This is a genomic window from Pseudomonas sp. 2848 (assembly GCF_003253945.1).
Taxonomy (GTDB): domain Bacteria; phylum Pseudomonadota; class Gammaproteobacteria; order Pseudomonadales; family Pseudomonadaceae; genus Aquipseudomonas.
Genome location: NZ_QKZD01000014.1, coordinates 36,420 through 53,687, shown reverse-complemented (window position 1 = coordinate 53,687; position 17,268 = coordinate 36,420). Strand labels below are relative to the sequence as shown.

Genomic DNA, 17,268 nt, shown 5'->3' with positions numbered 1-17,268 from the left:
GTTACGCAGCGCATTACATAAGGTAAAAGTCTCATTTATGATGAAGCGCATCAGATTATCTTATGGAAACAGTCATGCTTGCCCGGCACCTCCAGTACTTTCTCGCAGTGGCGCAACACCACAGTTTCACCCGCGCCGCAGCGGCGCTGCATGTCTCCCAGCCGGCGCTGTCACAACAGGTCAGGCAACTGGAGGAAAGCCTTGGCGCGCAGTTGTTCGACCGTTCCGGGCGCAGCACGCGGCTGACCGATGCCGGGGAGGTCTACCTGCGCTATGCCAAGCGGGCGGAACAGGAACTGCTGGAGGCCAGGCGCGCCATCCATGACGTGGGCGACCTGAGCCGAGGATCGCTGCGGGTGGCGGTAACGCCGACCTTCACCAGCTATCTGATCGGCCCGCTGGTCGAGGCCTTCCATGCGCGTTACCCCAACATCACCCTGAACCTGCGCGAAATCGCCCAAGAGCGCATGGAGGAGCTGTTACAGGCCGATGAGCTGGATGTCGGCATCGCTTTCGATGAGGTCCACAGCCAGGACATCGACAGCCGCCCGCTGCTGGTGGAAACCCTGGCGTTGGTGGTCGGTCGCGCACATCCGCTGGCCACTGCCCGCAGCATTGGCCCGCAGGCGCTCAACGACGAGTCGCTGATACTGCTCAGCGCCGAGTTCGCCACGCGCGAGCAGATCGAGCGCTATTTCCGCCAGCACGGTATACGCCCACGGGTGCGGATGGAGGCCAACGCCATTGGCGCAGTGATCGAAGTGGTGCGCCGTACGACACTGTCGACCCTGCTGCCCGCCACCATCGCCCTGGCCCATGACGACCTGGCCGCCATTGCCCTGGACCCACTGCGCCTGCAGCGCACTGCGGTGTTGATGCAGCGCAGGGGCGCCTACCAGAGCGCGGCGGCGCGGGCTTTCATCGAAGTGGCAACGTCAGTGGCGGCACGCCTGGAAACCGGCGACCGCGCAGCCGATACTCAGCTCAGCTGAGCGATCAACACCGCATTGGTGTAGATCAGGCTGCCATCGCTGGCCCGATGCCCGACCAGGTGAAACTGGCCACGCTCGTCGTCGCTCAGATAGACGCGCAGGCGGCAGTCCGACAACGGGCCGTAGCCCTCGGGCAACACCAGGTTCAGGCTATCCATGTCGACATCCACCATCGCCTCGGGCTCGTGGCTCTGTTGCAGGCGCTCCTCGGCCTGCTCCAACTTGCGGTGGTTCACACCCTGGATGTCGAAGTGGATATCACCCACCGGGGTGGACCTGCGATCACCCTCAGCTTTGAACCAGCCTTCGATCGTCAGCGTACTCATGGCGATTCCTCATGCTGTGGAGCATTTTCGATCACTGCTGAGGGGGTTGACCCTGGCGTGGCTGAGAACGTTCCAATCGGTCGCCCGACCGCTCAAGTGCCTTGCGCCAAAGCCGCCTCCATTGCCCTGGCCTGCACCCGCAGCGCCTGGCAGAACGGCTCCAGCACCACTGACGCCGGCCGCAGCTCTGGCCGAATCAGCATCACCTGGTACGGCACCGACAGGCTCAGGCGGCGGATCGCCAGCCCAGCCTGCCCCGCTTCCAGCCCGCTCAGCGGGTTGATGATCGCCACCCCCAGCCCCTGGCGGACCATGGCGCACACCGAGGCGGCGCTGGTGGTCTCGATGATCGTGCGCCGGTTCACGCCGGCCTCGCGGAAATGCCGGTCGAGTTGCTGGCGGTAGCTGTCCAAGCTGGCAAGGTTGATGAAATCGACCTCATGGAAGTCCTGCAACTGGAGTACCGGCTTGGCCAGCAAGGGGTGCTGCGCGGGCAGCACACAGACCATGTCGGCGTTGAACAACAGCTCGCCGACCGCACCCCGCGGCACTTGCGCGGTCTCGGTCAGGCCGAGGTCGTGCTGCTGGGCGACCAGCGACTCCTCCAACAACGGCGACTCCTGGGCGGTGATGCTCAGGCTGACCCCAGGATGGTGCTGGTGAAACGCCTTGCAGGCCTTCGGCAGCAGGGTTTGCGAGAACAACGGCAGGCAGGTGACGGCCAGCCGGCCCTGCTCGAAATTGCGGATGGCCTGGGCGAAGCGGTCGATGCGCTCGAGGCCGACGAAGGCACGCTCGACTTCCTCGATCAGCAACAAGGCCTGGGCACTGGGCACCAGGCGCCCGCCTTCGCGCTCGAACAAACTCAGGCCGGTGACCTGCTCCATGCGCGCCAGCTCGCGGCTGACCGTGGGCTGTGAGGTGAACAGCAGGCGCGCGGCGCCAGTGACACTGCCGGCGGCCATGATGGCGCGGAAAACTTCGATATGACGAATGGAAAGTCGCATGGCTGCAACAAGACCTGTGCGTAACCAGAAATCTGGAGGGGTTGTTACATATCAGATATGAATTACCTTCAGAACAATAGCTATTTTTCTGAATCACTAAAACTGCCTCACCATCGGCGTATCCAAAACAAGGAACGCCACCATGACCACCACCCTCCTGGCCGATGCCGTCCGCCAGCACGGCTCGCCGCTGTGGGCCTACGACGCCCAGACCATCCATCAGCGCATCGACCAGCTCAAGCAGCACTTCGACACCGTGCGCTTCGCGCAGAAGGCCAACCCCAACCTGCACGTGCTGCGCCTGATCCGCGAACGCGGCCTGGTGCTCGACGCGGTCTCCCTGGGAGAAATGGAACGCGCCTTCGCCGCTGGCGCATCGGTGGGCGGCGAGCCGGCCGGCGTGGTGCTGACCTGCGACGTGCTGGACCAACCAACCCTGGCGCGGGTCGTGGAGACTGGCATCGAGGTCAACGCCGGCTCCATCGACATGCTCCGCCAGCTCGGCGAGCGCTCCCCCGGCCACCGGGTGTGGCTGCGCATCAACCCCGGCTTCGGCCATGGTCACAGCCGCAAGACCAACACCGGCGGCGAGAACAGCAAGCACGGCATCTGGCACGAACAACTGCCCGAGGCGCTGGCCTGCGTGAAAGAGCACGGCCTGCACCTGGTGGGCGTGCACATGCACATCGGTTCGGGGGTGGACTACGCACATCTGGAGCAGGTGGCCGGAGCCATGGTCGGGCTGATCGGCCGCCTGGGCATGGACATCGAGGCCTTCTCCATCGGTGGCGGCCTGTCCACCCCCTACCGCGACGGCGACCAGCCGGTGGACCTGCAGCGCTACGCCCACACCTGGGCGGTGGCCCGCTCGGAAATCGAGGCGATGCTCGGCCACTCCGTGCGCATGGAGATCGAGCCGGGGCGCTTCCTGGTGGCCGAGTCCGGCTACCTGGTGGCCGAGGTGCGCGCGGTCAAGCAGATGGGCGAGCGCCACTACATCCTGGTCGACGCTGGTTTCAACGACCTGATGCGCCCGGCCATGTACGGCGCTTACCACCGCATGAGCCTGTTCGATGCCGTGGGCCGACCAGTGAGCCGCCCGCTTCAACCGACCGTGGTGGCGGGGCCGCTGTGCGAGTCGGGAGATGTGTTCACCCAGAACGACGAAGAGCTGACCCCCCAGGACCTGCCCCAGGCCAAGGTCGGTGACCTGCTGGTGATTCACGATGCGGGGGCGTATGGCGCGTCCATGTCGTCGAACTACAACAGCCGGCCGTTGTTGCCTGAATTCCTGCTCGATCAGGGTGAATTGCGCATGATTCGCCGCAGGCAGACGGTAGAGGAATTGTTGCAGCTCGAGCGAATGAACTAGCCGGCAAGGGCAAGCGATTGTTCGCGGCGGGTCGCCGAAAGGCGATGCGCCGTCGAATAAATGTCAAAATGGTGGCTCAAAAACAGATGTGAGATACTCAGCCCGAACTATCGCGTTTTGATGCAGAAGGCCACACAGGATACGCCACAAGGCGCAAGGAGCGCGTTTGCAACCCCACGGCGACGCTACTTCACCAAATCGCATGCCTTCAGCATCCGGATGCGCCACATGCCCACACGGCCACGCCCCAAGCTCACCCTGCGCACGCTGCTGCTGGCCTTCGCGCTGATCTGTGCCATCGCAACCCTGGCCAATACGTTTGTGGTGATGTTCACCACCCAGAAAGCCGAACTGGTGGAAAACGCCCTCCAGACCAACGAAGCCTATGCTGCCCGAATCGCTACCAGTGTGGAGGAGGTATTGAGCTCCGAGCTCGATCGCCTGGGTTTTGCATCCACCGTCATCGGTCGCGCCTTCACAGACCGATCTGCCCTGCACGATGAGGCGCACCGCCTCCTGAGCCAGGACCACAGCTTCAACTCGGTACTGATAGCCAACGCCGAAGGAAAGATCATTGCTTCTGCCCCCAGCAGCCTGCAACTGGACGGCCAGGTGCTGCAACGTCGCTCGCCGCTGACGAGGCGAGAGCCGATGATCAGCGACGCATTCAAGTCCCTTGCCGGCAACCTGGTCGTATTCGTCTCCCATCCCATTTTCAGCCGCAATGGTGAATACCTTGGGCTTGTGGGCGGCAGCATCCGCCTGGAGCAGAAAAACACGTTGCAGGCGCTCATGGACCTGAACATCCGCGAAGATGGCGCGCATGTCTATTTAGTCGACAGCCATCGGCAAGTGCTGTACCACCCTGACCCGGAGCGCATCGGTACGATCCTGGCAACCGACCCTATCGTCGAGGCGGCGCTCCAGCACAGTCACGGCTCGATGCGAGCGATGAACAGCAGTGGCAACGAGATGCTCGCCGGGTTCGCCAGTATCCCCAGCAGCCGTTGGAGCGTGATTTCACAGCGGCCGCTGTCGAACATTGAGGCAACGCTGGAGGCGACGACGATCAAAGTTGCCAAAGGCATCCTCCCACTCGGTGTGTTCGGCCTGCTGTTGATCTGGTGGCTGGGCGTGAAAATTTCCGTCCCGCTTTCCCGTCTGGCGGAGAGCGCCAAGCGTCTGGATGCACCTGAAAGCTACGAGCGCATCCTCGCGGTACCTGCGGATTATTTTGAAAGCTGGCAGATCCGCCGCGCTCTGCTGCTGGGGGCCAACCTTCTGCAAGAAAAGATCGGGCGGCTCAATCAACAGGCACACAGTGACCCGTTGACCGGACTGGCGAATCGCCGGGCGATGGAAGAAACCTTGGCGTTGTGGCAGCAAACACTGAAAACCTTCGCTGCGATCGCAGTGGACATCGACCATTTCAAACGGGTCAACGATACCTACGGCCATGCCGTCGGCGATGAAGCCCTGCGCACCGTGGCCCAGTTGATGAGGCAGGCCTCGCGCCCAGACGATTTGGTCTGCAGGGTGGGCGGCGAGGAATTCCTGCTGCTGCTGCCCAACGGTTCAATTGCTACTGGCGCGGAGGTTGCCGAGCGGCTTCGAACCGTGATCGAAGCCGCGGAACTCGATACCGTCGGGCATATCACGATTTCGCTGGGGGTTGCCCTGTGGAGAGCCGGCGAATCGATATCGGACACACTGGAAAGATCGGACCGGTTGCTCTATCAAGCCAAGGCGCAGGGGCGCAATCGGGTAGTAACGGAAAAAGAACTATCGGCAGTTGCCCAATCATGATCCCATCGCCCGGCCTGTTCACGGGTCGGACGGCGCCACCAGCCGGTATCCCACGCCCGCCTCGGTGACGATGAATCGCGGCGCGGTGGGGTCGTCGCCCAGTTTCTGGCGCAGGTGCCCCACCACGATGCGCAGGTAGTGGGTGTCGTCGACATGGGTCGGCCCCCAGATGTCCTTGAGCAATTGCTGCTGGGTGATCACCCGCCCGGGGTGCCCGGCCAACTGCGCCAGCAGCGCGTACTCCTTGCGCGTCAAGGCTATCTCTATGCCATCCAGGGTAACCTTGCGAAAGGCGAAGTCCACCACCAGCGGCCCGAAACTCGCCGCCGAGGCGAGGTTGCCCACCTGGGGCGCCTGGCGCAGCAATGCCCGCACCCGGGCGAGGAATTCCTGAATACCGAACGGCTTGGTCACGTAGTCGTTGGCCCCGCCGTCGAGGGCATCGACCTTCTGCACTTCGCTGGCACGCACCGACAGCACCATCACCGGCACCGTGCTCCATTCACGCAGCTCGCGCAGCACCTGCTGGCCGTCCATGTCCGGCAGACCGAGGTCGAGTACCACCAGGTCGGGCTTGTTCAAGGCGGCCTGGGCCAGGCCATCGCTGCCGGTGCCGGCCTCGATCACCTTGTAGCCCTGGGACGCCAGGCTGATGCGCAGGAACTTGCGGATTTGCGGCTCGTCGTCGATCACCAGCAGGGTGGCGGCTTGGCTCATGGGGCTTCACTTTCAGTATCGGGTTGGGTCGGCAGCGGCAAGCATAGAGTGATGCGGGTGCCGTGACCATCGATGCCGTCGTCGACCAGGATCCGCCCGCCATGGGCACCGATCATGCCCTGGCAGATTGCCAGGCCCAGGCCGGTGCCCTGCCCGCCCCGATCGCCGCGGGCGGCGGTGTAGAACATGTCGAAGATCTTCTCGCGTTCATCCTGGGGGATGCCGGGGCCTTCATCGGCCACGGCGAAGCACAGTTGCTCATCGCGCACCGAGACCTGAAGTTCCAGGCGGCCTTGCGTTGGAGAGAAACGCGCGGCGTTTTCCAGCACGTTGATCAGCGCCTGCTCGATCAACGCCGCGTGCACGAACAGCAGCGGCAGTTCGGGCGGGACGTCGGTGTGCACGCGCAGGGGGGCCAGCACCACGCGCAGGCGATTGAGGGCGCTGCCGACGATATCGGCCGGGGCAACCCAGTCGCGGGCCAGCTTGAGCGTGCCATGGCCCAGGCGGGTCATGTCCAGCAGGTTCTGGATGTAGCGGTCCAGACGCTCGGCTTCGTTTCGGGTGCCTTCGAGCAGTTCGCGGCGGTCATCCGGGGGGATGGCGTCGCCCAGCGCCAGCAGGCTGTCGATACTGCCGCGCATCGACGTCAGCGGCGTGCGCAGGTCGTGGGACACCGAGGCGAGCAAGGCGCTGCGCAGTTGCTCGGTTTCGCCGTGCAGACGGGCGGCTTCCAGTTGCTCGCCCAGGCGGGCACGGGCCAGGGCCTGGGCCAGGGGTTGCGCCAGGGCCATCAACAGCCGACGGCGCTGGTCGCTCAAGGGCTCGCCGTCGCATGGGCGTATGCCGAGCAGTGCCAGGGGCTGTTCCTCCACGGCCAGCGGCCACCACCACCAGCGGCCGTGGGGCAATGTGTCACTGCCGAAGCCCGCGGCCTGGCCATGTTGCCAGGCCCATTCGGCGGCGGCGCGTTCATTGTCGGTGAAGGCGGGAGCGCCACCGCTGGCCACCTGCAGCAGGCCCTCGGCACTGCGTTCGAGCAGACACACCTGCACGCCCTGCCAGCCATCCATATGCTGGCCGGCAGCACTGAACACCGCTTGGCGGTCGGTGGCAACGGTCAGGCGGCGCGACAGGTCGAGCAACTGGTTGGTCTGCGCCTGGGTTTCGCGCAAGGCCTGCAGTTGGCGACGCTGGCGAGCGGCGAGGTTGCCGGTGAGCGCGGCCATCAGCAGGAAGAACACCAGGGTCAGCACGTCCTCTTCGCGCTGGATGGCGAAGGAGAAGTTCGGCGGGATGAACAGGAAATCGTAGGTGAGGAACGACAGCGCCGCGCACGCCAGGGCCGGCCCCAGGCTGCTGCGCACTGCCACCAGCAGCACGGCGGCTAGGAACACCAGGGAGATGTTGGGCAGCGCCAGCACGCTCGACACCGCCCAGGACAAGCCCGCCGCCAGCGCGGTGGCGAGTAGCGCGAGCAGGTAGTGGCGCCACACCCATACACGCTTTACCGCCGTACGCGCCGCTGGCGGCTGGGCGTCGCGGTCGAGCACGTTGATCTCCAGGCCGTGGCTCTCACGCAGCAGGCGCGCCGCCACGCCGGCGCCGAACAGGCGCCGACGCAACAGGTCACGGGACTGGCCCACCAGCACCAGGCTGGCGCGGCGCTCGGCGGCGTGCTGGATCAGCGTGCGCGCCACTTCGCCGGCGCGCAGCAGCACCACTTCGCCGCCGAGGCGCTCGGCCAGTTGCTGAGCGGCCTGCAAGCGATGGCGGGCCGTCTCGTCACGCAGGCGGCCGTTGTCGACATGGACCACGCTCCATGGCAGATGGCGACGCTGGGCGACGCGACAGGCATGGCGCACCAAGCGTTCGGCCTGCTCGTCGCCATCGATGCCCACCAGCAGCCGGCCGCGCAGGGCCGGGGCTTCCTGACCGCGCTGGCGATAGCCGCTGGCCAGGTCCGCGTCCACCTGGGCGGCGGCGGTCTGCATGGCCAGTTCGCGCAGGGCGGTGAGGTTGGTCTGGGAGAAATAGGCCTCGATGGCCGCCCGTGCCTGTTCGGGTACGTAAACCTTGCCCTCGCGCAGGCGCTCGAGCAGTTCACGCGGCGGCAGGTCGATCAGCACCAGTTCGAAGGCTTCCTGCAACACCCAGTCGGGCAGCGTCTCGCGCACCTGCACGCCGGTGATGTCGCGGACCTTGTCGTTGAGGCTTTCCAGGTGCTGGACGTTGACCGTGGTGTATACGTCGATGCCGGCGGCGAGCAGTTCCTGCACGTCCTGCCAGCGCTTGGCGTGGCGGCTGCCGGGGGCGTTGGTGTGCGCCAGTTCGTCGACCAGCACCAGCGGTGGCGCGGCCTTGAGCAGGCCGTCGAGGTCCATTTCCTCGAGGATCACGCCGCGGTATTCGCTGCGCAGCAGGGGGTGTTGGGTCAGCCCGCCGAGCAAGGCCTCGGTCTCGGCGCGGCCGTGGGTCTCGACCACTCCGGCCACCACGCGTACGCCCTGGCGTTGCTGGGCGTGGGCGGCCTGGAGCATGGAAAAGGTCTTGCCGACCCCGGGCGCGGCGCCGAGGAACACCTTGAGCCTGCCGCGGCCTTCCCGGGGCAGGCCGGCCAACAGCGCGTCGGCGCGGGTGGGGTTGCTCATGCTTCATCCTTCAAAATGTAACAAATGAGGGCCTGCTGCGCAGGCCATCGCCGACAAGCCGGCTCCCACAAAGAACCGCACCTGGCACCCTGTGGGAGCCGGCTTGTCGTGGCGACGAACCGCGGCGATGGGCCGCAAAGCGGCCCCGGCTTCAGTGGCTCGGAGCAAGGCGTTCAAGCGCCTGGTTCAACGCCAGCACATTCACCACCGGCGGCCCGACCAATGGCCGCAGGGTGGCCCCATTCACCAACGCTTGCAAGCGCTCCTCAGAGACCTGCCGAGCCGCCGCCACGCGCGGCAGCTGGTAGGCGATGGCCTCAGGCGGCAGGTGCGGGTCCAGCCCGCTGCCAGAGGTGGTCAGCAGCGCCTGGGGCACCGGCCCCTGCTGCGCCTGGTACTGCTGGGAGGCGTCAGTCTTGACCCGCTCGACCAGCGCCGGGTTGCTCGGCGCCAGGTTGCTGGCGCCACTGGCCACGGTGGCATAGGCGCCCGCCGAAGGCCGCGACTGGAACCAGGCGTCGCCCTTGAACTCCTGGGCGATCAGCGCCGAACCGCGCACCTGGCCACGGTCATCGCGCACCAGACTGCCATTGGCCTGTTCAGGGAAAGCGACCTGGGCAATGCCGGTCACCGCCAGGGGGTATAACGCGCCGGTGACCAGGGTCATCAGCAGGACCAGGCTCAGGGCCGGGCGTATATAAGCGGTCATGTCAGTCTCTCCTCAGACCAGGTGCAGCGCAGTGAGCAGCATGTCGATCAGCTTGATCCCGACGAACGGCACGATGATGCCGCCCAGGCCGTAGATCAGCAGGTTGCGCCGCAGCAAATGGGCGGCGCTGGCCGCCTGCACCCGCACCCCACGCAACGCCAGGGGGATCAGCACGATGATAATCAGCGCGTTGAACACGATGGCCGAGAGGATCGCGCTCTGCGGGCTGGCCAGGTGCATCAGGTTGAGCACGCCCAACTGCGGGTAGATGGCGGCGAACAGCGCCGGCAGGATGGCGAAGTACTTGGCCACGTCGTTGGCGATGGAGAACGTGGTCAGCGCGCCGCGAGTGACCAGCAGCTCCTTGCCCACCTGCACCACGTCCAGCAGCTTGGTCGGGTCGCTGTCCAGGTCGACCATGTTGGCCGCCTCGCGGGCCGCCTGGGTGCCGTCGTTCATGGCCATGCCGACATCGGCCTGGGCCAGGGCCGGCGCGTCGTTGGCGCCGTCGCCGCACATGGCCACCAGGCGGCCGTCGTTCTGTTCCTGGCGGATCCGCGCCAGCTTCTTCTCCGGAGTGGCCTCGGCGAGCACGTCATCGACACCCGCCTCGGCAGCAATGGCGGCGGCGGTCAGCGGGTTGTCGCCGGTGACCATCACGGTGCGGATGCCGAGCTTGCGCAGTTCGGCGAAGCGCTCGCGGATACCGGGCTTGACCACGTCCTTGAGGTGGATCACGCCGAGCAGGTGCTTGTCGACGCACACCAGCAGCGGGGTGCCGCCGCTCTGGGCGATGCGCTCCACTTCACGGGCCAGCGCGGTGGGCAGCTCCAGGCGTTGCAGGCCGCAGAAGGCCAGTACCGCGTCGACGGCGCCCTTGCGGTAGCGGCGCTGCTGGAAGTCGATACCCGACAGGCGCGTCTCGGCGCTGAAGGCGATGGCTTCGTAGTGGTTGGTCGCAGGTTCCGCGAAGTCGTGCAACTGGCGCAGGTACTCGACGATCGACTTGCCTTCGGCAGTGTCATCGGCCAGCGAGGCGAGCAAGGCGCCCTCCCCCAGCTCCTTGGCGGTCACGCCGGAGGCTGCGTGCAGTGCGCTGCAGCGACGGTTGCCGAAGGTGATGGTACCGGTCTTGTCGAGCATCAGCGTGTGCACGTCGCCTGCCGCTTCAACGGCGCGGCCGGAGCGGGCGATCACGTTCAGACGCACCAGGCGATCCATGCCGGCAATGCCGATGGCCGACAACAGGCCGCCGATGGTGGTGGGGATCAACGTCACCAGCAGCGCGGCGAGGAAGATCAGCGGCAACTCGCCACCGGCGAAACGGGCGAACGGCTGCAGGGTCACCACCACGATCAGGAAGATCAGGGTCAGGCCGATCAGCAGGATGTCGAGGGCGATCTCGTTGGGGGTCTTCTGCCGCTTGGCGCCTTCGACCAGGGCGATCATGCGGTCCAGGGTCGACTCGCCGGGGTTGCTGGTGATGCGGATCAGCAGCCAGTCTGAGACCAGGCGGGTGTTGCCGGTAACGGCCGAACGGTCGCCGCCGGACTCGCGGATCACCGGCGCGGACTCGCCGGTGATGGCCGCCTCGTTGACCGCGGCGATGCCTTCGAGCACCTCGCCGTCGCCGGGGATCAGCTCACCGGCCACAACGCGCACTACGTCGTCCTTGCGCAACTGGGTGGCGGCGACGGTCTCGAACGTACCGTCACTCTTGCGGCGCTTGGCGGCCAGCCCCTGGCTGCCAGCCTTGAGGCTGTCGGCGCGGGCCTTGCCACGGCCTTCGGCAAGGGCTTCGGCGAAGTTGGCGAACAGCACGGTGAACCATAGCCATACGGTGATCTGCACGGCCACTGAAGTGCTCACGCCACTTTCAGGGGCGAAGCAAAGCACGGTGGTCAGCATGGCAGTGAGGGCCACCACCAGCATCACTGGGGCGCGTTTGAGCTGGCGCGGGTCGAGCTTGACGAAGGCCTGCACCAGCGCCGGGCGCCACAGGGCGGCGAAACGGGTCTGGTCCTTGGCGCTATGACGCGCCTTCACTTCGGGAATGGGCATGTTCATGGTGTGTTCCTCAGAAACCCAGGCTCAGGTGTTCGGCAATCGGCCCCAGGGCCAGGGTCGGCAGGAAGGTCAGGCCACCGACCAGCAGGATGGTCACCAGCAGCAACGTGGTGAACAGCGGGCCGTGGGTGGGGAAGCTGTTCAGGCCTTGCGGCGCGCTCTTCTTGGCGGCCAGGCTGCCGGCCAGGGCCAGCACCGGCAGGATGTAGCCGAAGCGGCCGATCAACATGGCCAGGCCAATCATCACGTTGTGGAACGGCGTGTTGGCGCCGAAGCCGGCGAAGGCCGAGCCATTGTTGGCGGTACCCGAGGTGTAGGCGTACAACAGTTGGCTGAAGCCGTGGGCACCGGGGTTGGTCACCGCGCCGGCAGGCCCTGGCAGGCTGGCGGCGATGGCGCCGAGCACCAGCACGCCCACCGGCATCACCAGCAGGGTCGCCACCAACAGCTGTACTTCACGGGCCTGCAGCTTCTTGCCCAGGTATTCCGGGGTGCGGCCGATCATCAGGCCGGCCAGGAACACGGCGATCAGCACGAACAGCAGCATGCCGTAGAGGCCCGCGCCGACACCGCCAAAAATCACTTCGCCAAGCATCATGTTGACCATCGCCACCATGCCGGTCAGCGGGTTGAGGCTGTCGTGCATGGCGTTGACCGAACCGTTGGAGGCCGAGGTGGTGGTCACCGTCCACAGTACGGAGCCGGTAGTGCCGAAACGGCTCTCCTTGCCTTCGAGTGGCGCGCTCTGCTGCACCTGGGCGCTTTCCAGGGCCGGGTTGGGCTGGTGTTCCGACCACAGCGCGGTGCTGCCGCCGATCAGGAACAGCGCGAGCATGCAGGCGATGATCGCGCGGCTCTGGCGCAGGTCCTTCACGTAGTGGCCAAAGGTGAATACCAGAGCCACCGGGATCAGGATGATCGAAGCCACTTCGAACAGGTTGCTCCAGGCCGTGGGGTTCTCGAACGGGTGCGCCGAGTTGACGCCGAAGAAACCACCACCGTTGGTGCCCAACTGCTTGATGGCGATCTGGCTGGCGGCTGGGCCCAGCGGGATGGTCTGGTCGGTGCCTTGCAGGGTCAGGGCGTGGACGTAGTCGGCAAAGGTCTGCGGCACGCCTTGCCAGACCAGCAGCAGCGCCAGCACCAGGCAAAGCGGCAGCAGGCCGTAGAGGGTGGCGCGGGTCAGGTCGACCCAGAAGTTGCCCAGGGTGCTGGCCGAACGGCGGGCGATGCCCCGGCACAGGGCGACCAGCACGGCAAGGCCCGTGGCGGCGCTGACGAAGTTCTGCACGGTAAGGCCGATCATCTGGCTCAGGTAGCTGACCGAGGCTTCACCGCTGTAGGCCTGCCAGTTGGTGTTGGTCATGAAGCTGACCGCGGTGTTGAACGCCAGCGACCATTCCTGGCCCGGCAAGTGCTGCGGGTTGAGCGGCAGGCTGCCCTGCAGTTGCAGGACGCCGAACACCATCAAAAAACCGGCCAGGTTGAAGGCCAGCAGGGCCAGGGTGTACTGCTTCCAGCTCTGCTCCTGGTCGGCGCGCACGCCGGCCACACGGTAACAGCCCCGCTCCACCGGGCCCAGGAGCGGCGATAGCCAGGTACGCTGGCCCTCCATGACCTTGAAGTAGAAGCGCCCAAGCCAGGGCGCCGGCAGCAGCACGATGGCGAAGAACGCCAGCAGCAGCAGGTAATCGTAACTGTGCATGGTTGCCCCTTAGCCGCGATCGGCGCGCAGCAGCGCCACCAGCAGGTAAACCGCCAACGCCACCGCCAGAAGCAGTGACAGCCCGTCGAGCATGTACATGTGCAATCTCCCCTAGTTGCGGCGTGAAGGCCGCTTTGGGGAAATTGTCCGAGGGAGGGGCGTAAAGGGGCGAGATGGGGGGTCGGGTCAGGACATAAAGAAAGCGTAAAGATCGCTGATGTATCGCGGGGCAAGCCCGCGATGGAGATCAGCGCTGCGGCGTGTGCTGCGCGGTATTGCGGCTCCAGTCCAGCAGCAGGCTGTACCCCACCGCCAGCAAGGTCGGCCCGATGAACAGCCCGATGAAGCCGAACGCGATCAGGCCGCCGAACACCCCGAGCAGCACGATGACCAGCGGCAGGTTACCGCCGCGGCTGATCAGGTATGGCTTGAGCACGTTATCCACGCCGCTGATGATGAAGGTGCCCCAGATGCCCAGGAACACCGCCATGCCGTAGTCGCCCTTCCAGACCAGCCAGGCGGTGGCCGGTATCCATGCCAGTGGTGGGCCCATGGGAATCAGGCTGAGCATGAAAGTCACCAGGCCCAGCACAATGGCCCCCGGCACGCCGGCGATCAGGAAGCCGATCAGCGCCAGCAGGGCCTGAGCCGCCGCAGTACCGATCACACCATTGACCACCCGCTGCACGGTGCCGGCGACCAGGTCGACGTAGTACTCGGCGCGCTCGCCCACCAGCCGTTGCAGCAGGCGGTGCACGAACGCCGCCAGGCGTGGCCCGTCGCGGTAGAAGAAGAACACGAACACCAGGCTCAGGGTCAGCTCGAGCACCCCGCCGCCGATCTGCGCGCTGCGGGCCAGCAACCAGTTGCCGACCTGCCCCAGGTATGGCTTTGCCGAGGCGAGCAAGGCCGCGCCCTGCTGGTCGAAGGACTCCCACCAGCCAATCAGGCGCTCGCCCACGAATGGGATACCAGCCACCCAGGCGGGCGCGTCCGGCAGGCCATCGACCTGCACATCGCGAATGAACGCGGTGGCATCACGCACATGGTCGGCCAGGTTGAAACCCAGCCACACCAGCGGCATGGCCACCAGCAGGATCCACACCGTGGTCAGCAGACTTGCGGCAAGGGTTTCCCGGCCGCCCAGCACGCGGGTCAACAGGCGCATCAGCGGCCAGCTGGCGAAGGCCAGGATGGCGCCCCACAGCAGCGCCGAGATGAACGGCGCCATCACCCACAGCGCGGCGCCCAGCAAGGTGAGCAGCAGGATCTGGATCAACAGGCGGTCATTGTTGGCCATGGTGGCCCTCACTCAACGGATCAGTTCCAGGTGCAGGCCTTCGGTCGGAGCATCGCCCACCTCCAGCCGGGCGCTGCGCACGCCGGCCTTGACCAGTTGCTCGCGCCAGGCTTCGGCGCCCTTGCCACTGAGGCTGGCGCGCAGGGTGCTGTCGAGGTTCAGGCTGCGGGCCAGCAGCGTCGCCCAGGCGGCCTGGGGCTCGGCCAGGTCAGGGTAGTCGAGCTTGCCGGTGTCGCGCAGTTCGCGCAGCACCGTGGCGGCGGTGGGCAGCAGCTCGCCCAGCGGGTTGCCGGCGACGAACTCCTCGACATGCAGGTAGGCGCGGCGGTTGCCGCGCGTCACGCTGTACAGCGCCACCAGGGTGTCGGCTTCTTCGGCGGAGCGGCGCAACAGGATGAATGCCTGCTGTTCGTCACCACCATTGAGGCGGGCGTTGGCGAACACGTCGTTGGCCCACAGGCTGGCCTCGCCGCAATCGCGGCCCTGGCACCAGAACAACGGGTAGCCACCGTCCTGCTGCAACGCCTCGCGGGCGCTGGTGAAGGCTTCGCGGGCGCTGCGCTCGACCGGTAGCTCGTAGGTCACGGAACTCACCTGGCCGCGACTTTCGACTTTGTCCTCGACCCGTAGCCGGCCGCTGATCTTGCGCAGCGGACCCATGGGGTAGACACGCTCCTGCTCCACTGCCGGGCGTTGGTCAACCACCTTGGCGTCGGGTGGTACCGGCAGGCTGCCGGCCCAGAGCAAGGGGCTGGCGATGGCGAGGCAGGCGGCGACGGCGCCGCGAACGAAAACAGGTGCGCTCATCGACCGCCCTCGCAGGTGGCGGGGCAAGGTGCGTGGATGTCTGGCATGTACATGGTTGTCTCCCTTTCAACCCGCCAAGCCTCGACACTTGTCCGGTGCAAGTCAAGGAATGCCAAAGAAGCGATTGAAACAGTCTGCGACAAGGGCCGCGCCCTCGGCGTCGTTCAGGTGCAGATGGTGCCCGCCCGGCAGGATCACCTGCTCGAAGGGTAGCTGCTCCAGCAAATCCGTGTGGCGCGCCAGCATGCCGTCGGCGGCCACCACCAGGCAGGCCGGGCAGGCGATACGCTTGACGAAGGCCATGGCCTGGTCCTGGTTCAGTCGGGTTGGTGAAGGCAAGGTAAGGCGGCTGTCGCTGCGCCAGCTGTAACCGCCGGGCACCGGCATCAGGCCGCGCTGGGCCAGCAGCTCGGCGGCTTCGCGACTGACCGCGACCATGCCCTTCATGCGCGCCTCGACGCCCTCCTCCAGGGTCGGGTACACCGACTTGCGCTTGCCCTCCAGGCGCAGCTGCGCCTGCAAGGCCAGCCCCAGGCGCTCGGCAGCGTCCTGTTCGCTGAGCGTCGGTGGGATCACCCCGTCGATCAACGCCAGCTGACTGACCCGCTCGGGCAAGGCACCGGCCAACTGCACCGAGATGATCGCGCCGAGCGAATGGCCGAGCAGGCCGAAGCGCTCCCAGCCCAGTTGCTCGGCAACCCGCAACACGTCGTGGGCGTAGTCGGCCAGGGCATAGCCGGCACCGACCGGGCGATGCTCGGAGTAGCCATGCCCGGCCAGGTCCAGGGCGACGATGCGCAGCCCCTTCAGTTGCGGCGCCAGACGGGCGAAGCTGTTGGCGTTGTCCAGCCAGCCATGCAGGGCGATCACCGGCAGGCCGTCGGCCGGGCCGAACAGGTGCGCGGCCAGCTCGATATGGCCAAGTGTCAGGCGGATCTCCTCGACCTGGGCGCTCATGCCTGGCTCCAGCGCTCGAACAGGCCCTTGATCAGGCTGGCGGTGTCGGTGGGCCGCTCCAGCGGGAACATGTGCCCGCCCGGCAGGCTGTGATACTCGCCCATGGCCATGCCGCGCACGGCCAGGGCGTGGTGTTTGCGGATCACCCGGCTCTGGGCGCCACGCACCATCGCCAAGGGCACCTGCAACTGGCGAGGCCTGGCTGGGCTGACATGCGGAATGCTGCGGTAGATGCTGATTTCGGTGGCCGGGTCGAAGCGCAGGCGCAGACCGTCCTCGTCCTGCGCCAGGCCATGCTCCAGGTAGGCTTCCAGGCACTCCGGGTCGAAGTGGCGGAACAGGGTCTTGCCGGTAAAGTAACGGCGGGCACTGTCGCGGTCGGGAAAGGCCTCGCGCCGGCCCAGGGTACGCCCGGCCGGAGTGATGCGGTCGATGAAGCCCAGGCGCTTGGCGGCCTGGATCAGCCATTCGTCGGCGCGGGTCAGCACCGGAGAATCGAGCATCACCACCCCGCGGTAGAACTCCGGGCAACGCAGCGCCGCATGCAGGTGCAGCACGCCGCCGAGGGAGTGGCCGACGCCCCAGACCGGCGCATCCTGCTGCTCAAGGTGATGCAGCAGCTCGTCCACCAGGTTCTGCCAGTTGTCGTTGACCGGAAAGCGCGGATCGTGGGCGTGCTGTTCCAGGTGATGCACCTGGTAATCCGGCGCCAGCGCGGCAAACAGCTTGCCGTAGGTGGCCGAAGGGAAGCCGTTGGCGTGGGCGAAGAAGATCTGCTGCGACATGGCCGCCTGCTCTGCACGGGGATGGATGGCCCATTGTCGGCAAGCGATCGGCTGGCGGCAACGTCCT

Annotated in this window: 15 protein-coding genes; 3 read left to right on the top strand and 12 right to left on the bottom strand. The window is 66.3% G+C overall.

All coding sequences use genetic code 11. The features are described 5' to 3' along the window. The first annotated feature begins 74 nt into the window (after window positions 1–74). Window positions 75–992 carry a transcriptional regulator CynR gene (gene cynR / locus DFS21_RS23075; protein ID WP_110703493.1) on the top strand — a complete coding sequence of 306 codons (918 nt, stop codon included), beginning with the start codon at window positions 75–77 and terminating at the stop codon, window positions 990–992. Here cynR and DFS21_RS23070 read toward each other — a convergent pair. Beyond that, the gene (locus tag DFS21_RS23070) at window positions 980–1,318 is read right to left on the bottom strand and encodes a hypothetical protein (protein ID WP_102683713.1); all 339 of its coding nucleotides are present in this window, start codon (window positions 1,316–1,318) and stop codon (window positions 980–982) included. The two genes, cynR and DFS21_RS23070, sit on opposite strands and share 13 nt — an antisense overlap. 92 nt (window positions 1,319–1,410) lie before the next feature. Further along, window positions 1,411–2,325 (bottom strand): LysR family transcriptional regulator, encoded by a 915-nt coding sequence (locus tag DFS21_RS23065; RefSeq protein ID WP_110703491.1) that lies wholly within the window; start codon window positions 2,323–2,325, stop codon window positions 1,411–1,413. A gap of 142 nt (window positions 2,326–2,467) precedes the next feature. Here DFS21_RS23065 and lysA point away from each other — a divergent pair, with 142 nt between their 5' ends. Together lysA and DFS21_RS23055 are read left to right on the top strand one after the other, a co-directional pair. Beyond that, on the top strand, window positions 2,468–3,697 hold the full coding sequence (gene lysA, locus DFS21_RS23060) for a diaminopimelate decarboxylase (RefSeq protein WP_110703489.1): 1,230 nt from the start codon (window positions 2,468–2,470) through the stop codon (window positions 3,695–3,697). A 120-nt stretch (window positions 3,698–3,817) separates the two neighbouring features. After that, window positions 3,818–5,503 carry a diguanylate cyclase gene (locus tag DFS21_RS23055; protein WP_256591530.1) on the top strand — a complete coding sequence of 562 codons (1,686 nt, stop codon included), beginning with the start codon at window positions 3,818–3,820 and terminating at the stop codon, window positions 5,501–5,503. An 18-nt stretch (window positions 5,504–5,521) separates the two neighbouring features. Here DFS21_RS23055 and DFS21_RS23050 read toward each other — a convergent pair whose 3' ends face one another. The 10 genes from DFS21_RS23050 to DFS21_RS23005 form a co-directional block, all read right to left on the bottom strand. Beyond that, window positions 5,522–6,220, bottom strand: a complete 699-nt coding sequence (locus tag DFS21_RS23050; RefSeq protein ID WP_110703485.1) for a response regulator — start codon at window positions 6,218–6,220, stop codon at window positions 5,522–5,524. After that, entirely contained in the window at window positions 6,217–8,871 is a 2,655-nt protein-coding gene (locus DFS21_RS23045; protein ID WP_111533210.1) for a sensor histidine kinase KdpD, read from the bottom strand. Before DFS21_RS23045 ends, DFS21_RS23050 begins: the two co-directional genes overlap by 4 nt. A 151-nt stretch (window positions 8,872–9,022) precedes the next feature. Continuing rightward, a complete protein-coding gene (gene kdpC, locus DFS21_RS23040) occupies window positions 9,023–9,580 on the bottom strand; it encodes a potassium-transporting ATPase subunit KdpC (RefSeq protein ID WP_111533209.1) in 558 nt (185 codons plus the stop codon). Between the two features lie 12 nt (window positions 9,581–9,592). After that, window positions 9,593–11,647, bottom strand: coding sequence for a potassium-transporting ATPase subunit KdpB (kdpB, locus tag DFS21_RS23035; protein ID WP_110703477.1), 2,055 nt, complete (start codon window positions 11,645–11,647; stop codon window positions 9,593–9,595). A gap of 10 nt (window positions 11,648–11,657) precedes the next feature. Continuing rightward, window positions 11,658–13,352, bottom strand: a complete 1,695-nt coding sequence (gene kdpA / locus DFS21_RS23030) for a potassium-transporting ATPase subunit KdpA (RefSeq protein ID WP_110703474.1) — start codon at window positions 13,350–13,352, stop codon at window positions 11,658–11,660. Window positions 13,353–13,361: 9 nt separating this feature from the next. Further along, on the bottom strand, window positions 13,362–13,451 hold the full coding sequence (gene kdpF / locus DFS21_RS23025; protein WP_011534724.1) for a K(+)-transporting ATPase subunit F: 90 nt from the start codon (window positions 13,449–13,451) through the stop codon (window positions 13,362–13,364). Between the two features lie 148 nt (window positions 13,452–13,599). Beyond that, a complete protein-coding gene (locus DFS21_RS23020) occupies window positions 13,600–14,652 on the bottom strand; it encodes an AI-2E family transporter (RefSeq protein WP_111533208.1) in 1,053 nt (350 codons plus the stop codon). A gap of 12 nt (window positions 14,653–14,664) precedes the next feature. Next, window positions 14,665–15,459, bottom strand: coding sequence for a DUF4892 domain-containing protein (locus tag DFS21_RS23015; protein WP_102684724.1), 795 nt, complete (start codon window positions 15,457–15,459; stop codon window positions 14,665–14,667). 102 nt (window positions 15,460–15,561) lie between these two features. Continuing rightward, entirely contained in the window at window positions 15,562–16,416 is an 855-nt protein-coding gene (locus DFS21_RS23010) for an alpha/beta hydrolase (protein ID WP_110704429.1), read from the bottom strand. Then, complete coding sequence (locus DFS21_RS23005; protein ID WP_111533207.1) at window positions 16,413–17,201, bottom strand: alpha/beta fold hydrolase; 789 nt, start codon at window positions 17,199–17,201, stop codon at window positions 16,413–16,415. The genes DFS21_RS23010 and DFS21_RS23005 overlap by 4 nt, the downstream gene beginning before the upstream one ends. Window positions 17,202–17,268 lie beyond the last annotated feature (67 nt).

Excerpts from the sequence above, each read along its gene's own strand:
- kdpF (WP_011534724.1), bottom strand. The coding sequence starts at position 13,451 with ATGTACATGCTCGACGGGCTGTCACTGCTTCTGGCGGTGGCGTTGGCG.
- kdpC (WP_111533209.1), bottom strand. The coding sequence starts at position 9,580 with ATGACCGCTTATATACGCCCGGCCCTGAGCCTGGTCCTGCTGATGACC.
- DFS21_RS23010 (WP_110704429.1), bottom strand. The coding sequence starts at position 16,416 with ATGAGCGCCCAGGTCGAGGAGATCCGCCTGACACTTGGCCATATCGAG.
- DFS21_RS23055 (WP_256591530.1), top strand. The coding sequence starts at position 3,818 with ATGCAGAAGGCCACACAGGATACGCCACAAGGCGCAAGGAGCGCGTTT.
- lysA (WP_110703489.1), top strand. The coding sequence starts at position 2,468 with ATGACCACCACCCTCCTGGCCGATGCCGTCCGCCAGCACGGCTCGCCG.
- kdpA (WP_110703474.1), bottom strand. The coding sequence starts at position 13,352 with ATGCACAGTTACGATTACCTGCTGCTGCTGGCGTTCTTCGCCATCGTG.
- DFS21_RS23020 (WP_111533208.1), bottom strand. The coding sequence starts at position 14,652 with ATGGCCAACAATGACCGCCTGTTGATCCAGATCCTGCTGCTCACCTTG.
- DFS21_RS23065 (WP_110703491.1), bottom strand. The coding sequence starts at position 2,325 with ATGCGACTTTCCATTCGTCATATCGAAGTTTTCCGCGCCATCATGGCC.
- DFS21_RS23070 (WP_102683713.1), bottom strand. The coding sequence starts at position 1,318 with ATGAGTACGCTGACGATCGAAGGCTGGTTCAAAGCTGAGGGTGATCGC.
- cynR (WP_110703493.1), top strand. The coding sequence starts at position 75 with ATGCTTGCCCGGCACCTCCAGTACTTTCTCGCAGTGGCGCAACACCAC.
- kdpB (WP_110703477.1), bottom strand. The coding sequence starts at position 11,647 with ATGAACATGCCCATTCCCGAAGTGAAGGCGCGTCATAGCGCCAAGGAC.
- DFS21_RS23005 (WP_111533207.1), bottom strand. The coding sequence starts at position 17,201 with ATGTCGCAGCAGATCTTCTTCGCCCACGCCAACGGCTTCCCTTCGGCC.
- DFS21_RS23045 (WP_111533210.1), bottom strand. The coding sequence starts at position 8,871 with ATGAGCAACCCCACCCGCGCCGACGCGCTGTTGGCCGGCCTGCCCCGG.
- DFS21_RS23050 (WP_110703485.1), bottom strand. The coding sequence starts at position 6,220 with ATGAGCCAAGCCGCCACCCTGCTGGTGATCGACGACGAGCCGCAAATC.
- DFS21_RS23015 (WP_102684724.1), bottom strand. The coding sequence starts at position 15,459 with ATGAGCGCACCTGTTTTCGTTCGCGGCGCCGTCGCCGCCTGCCTCGCC.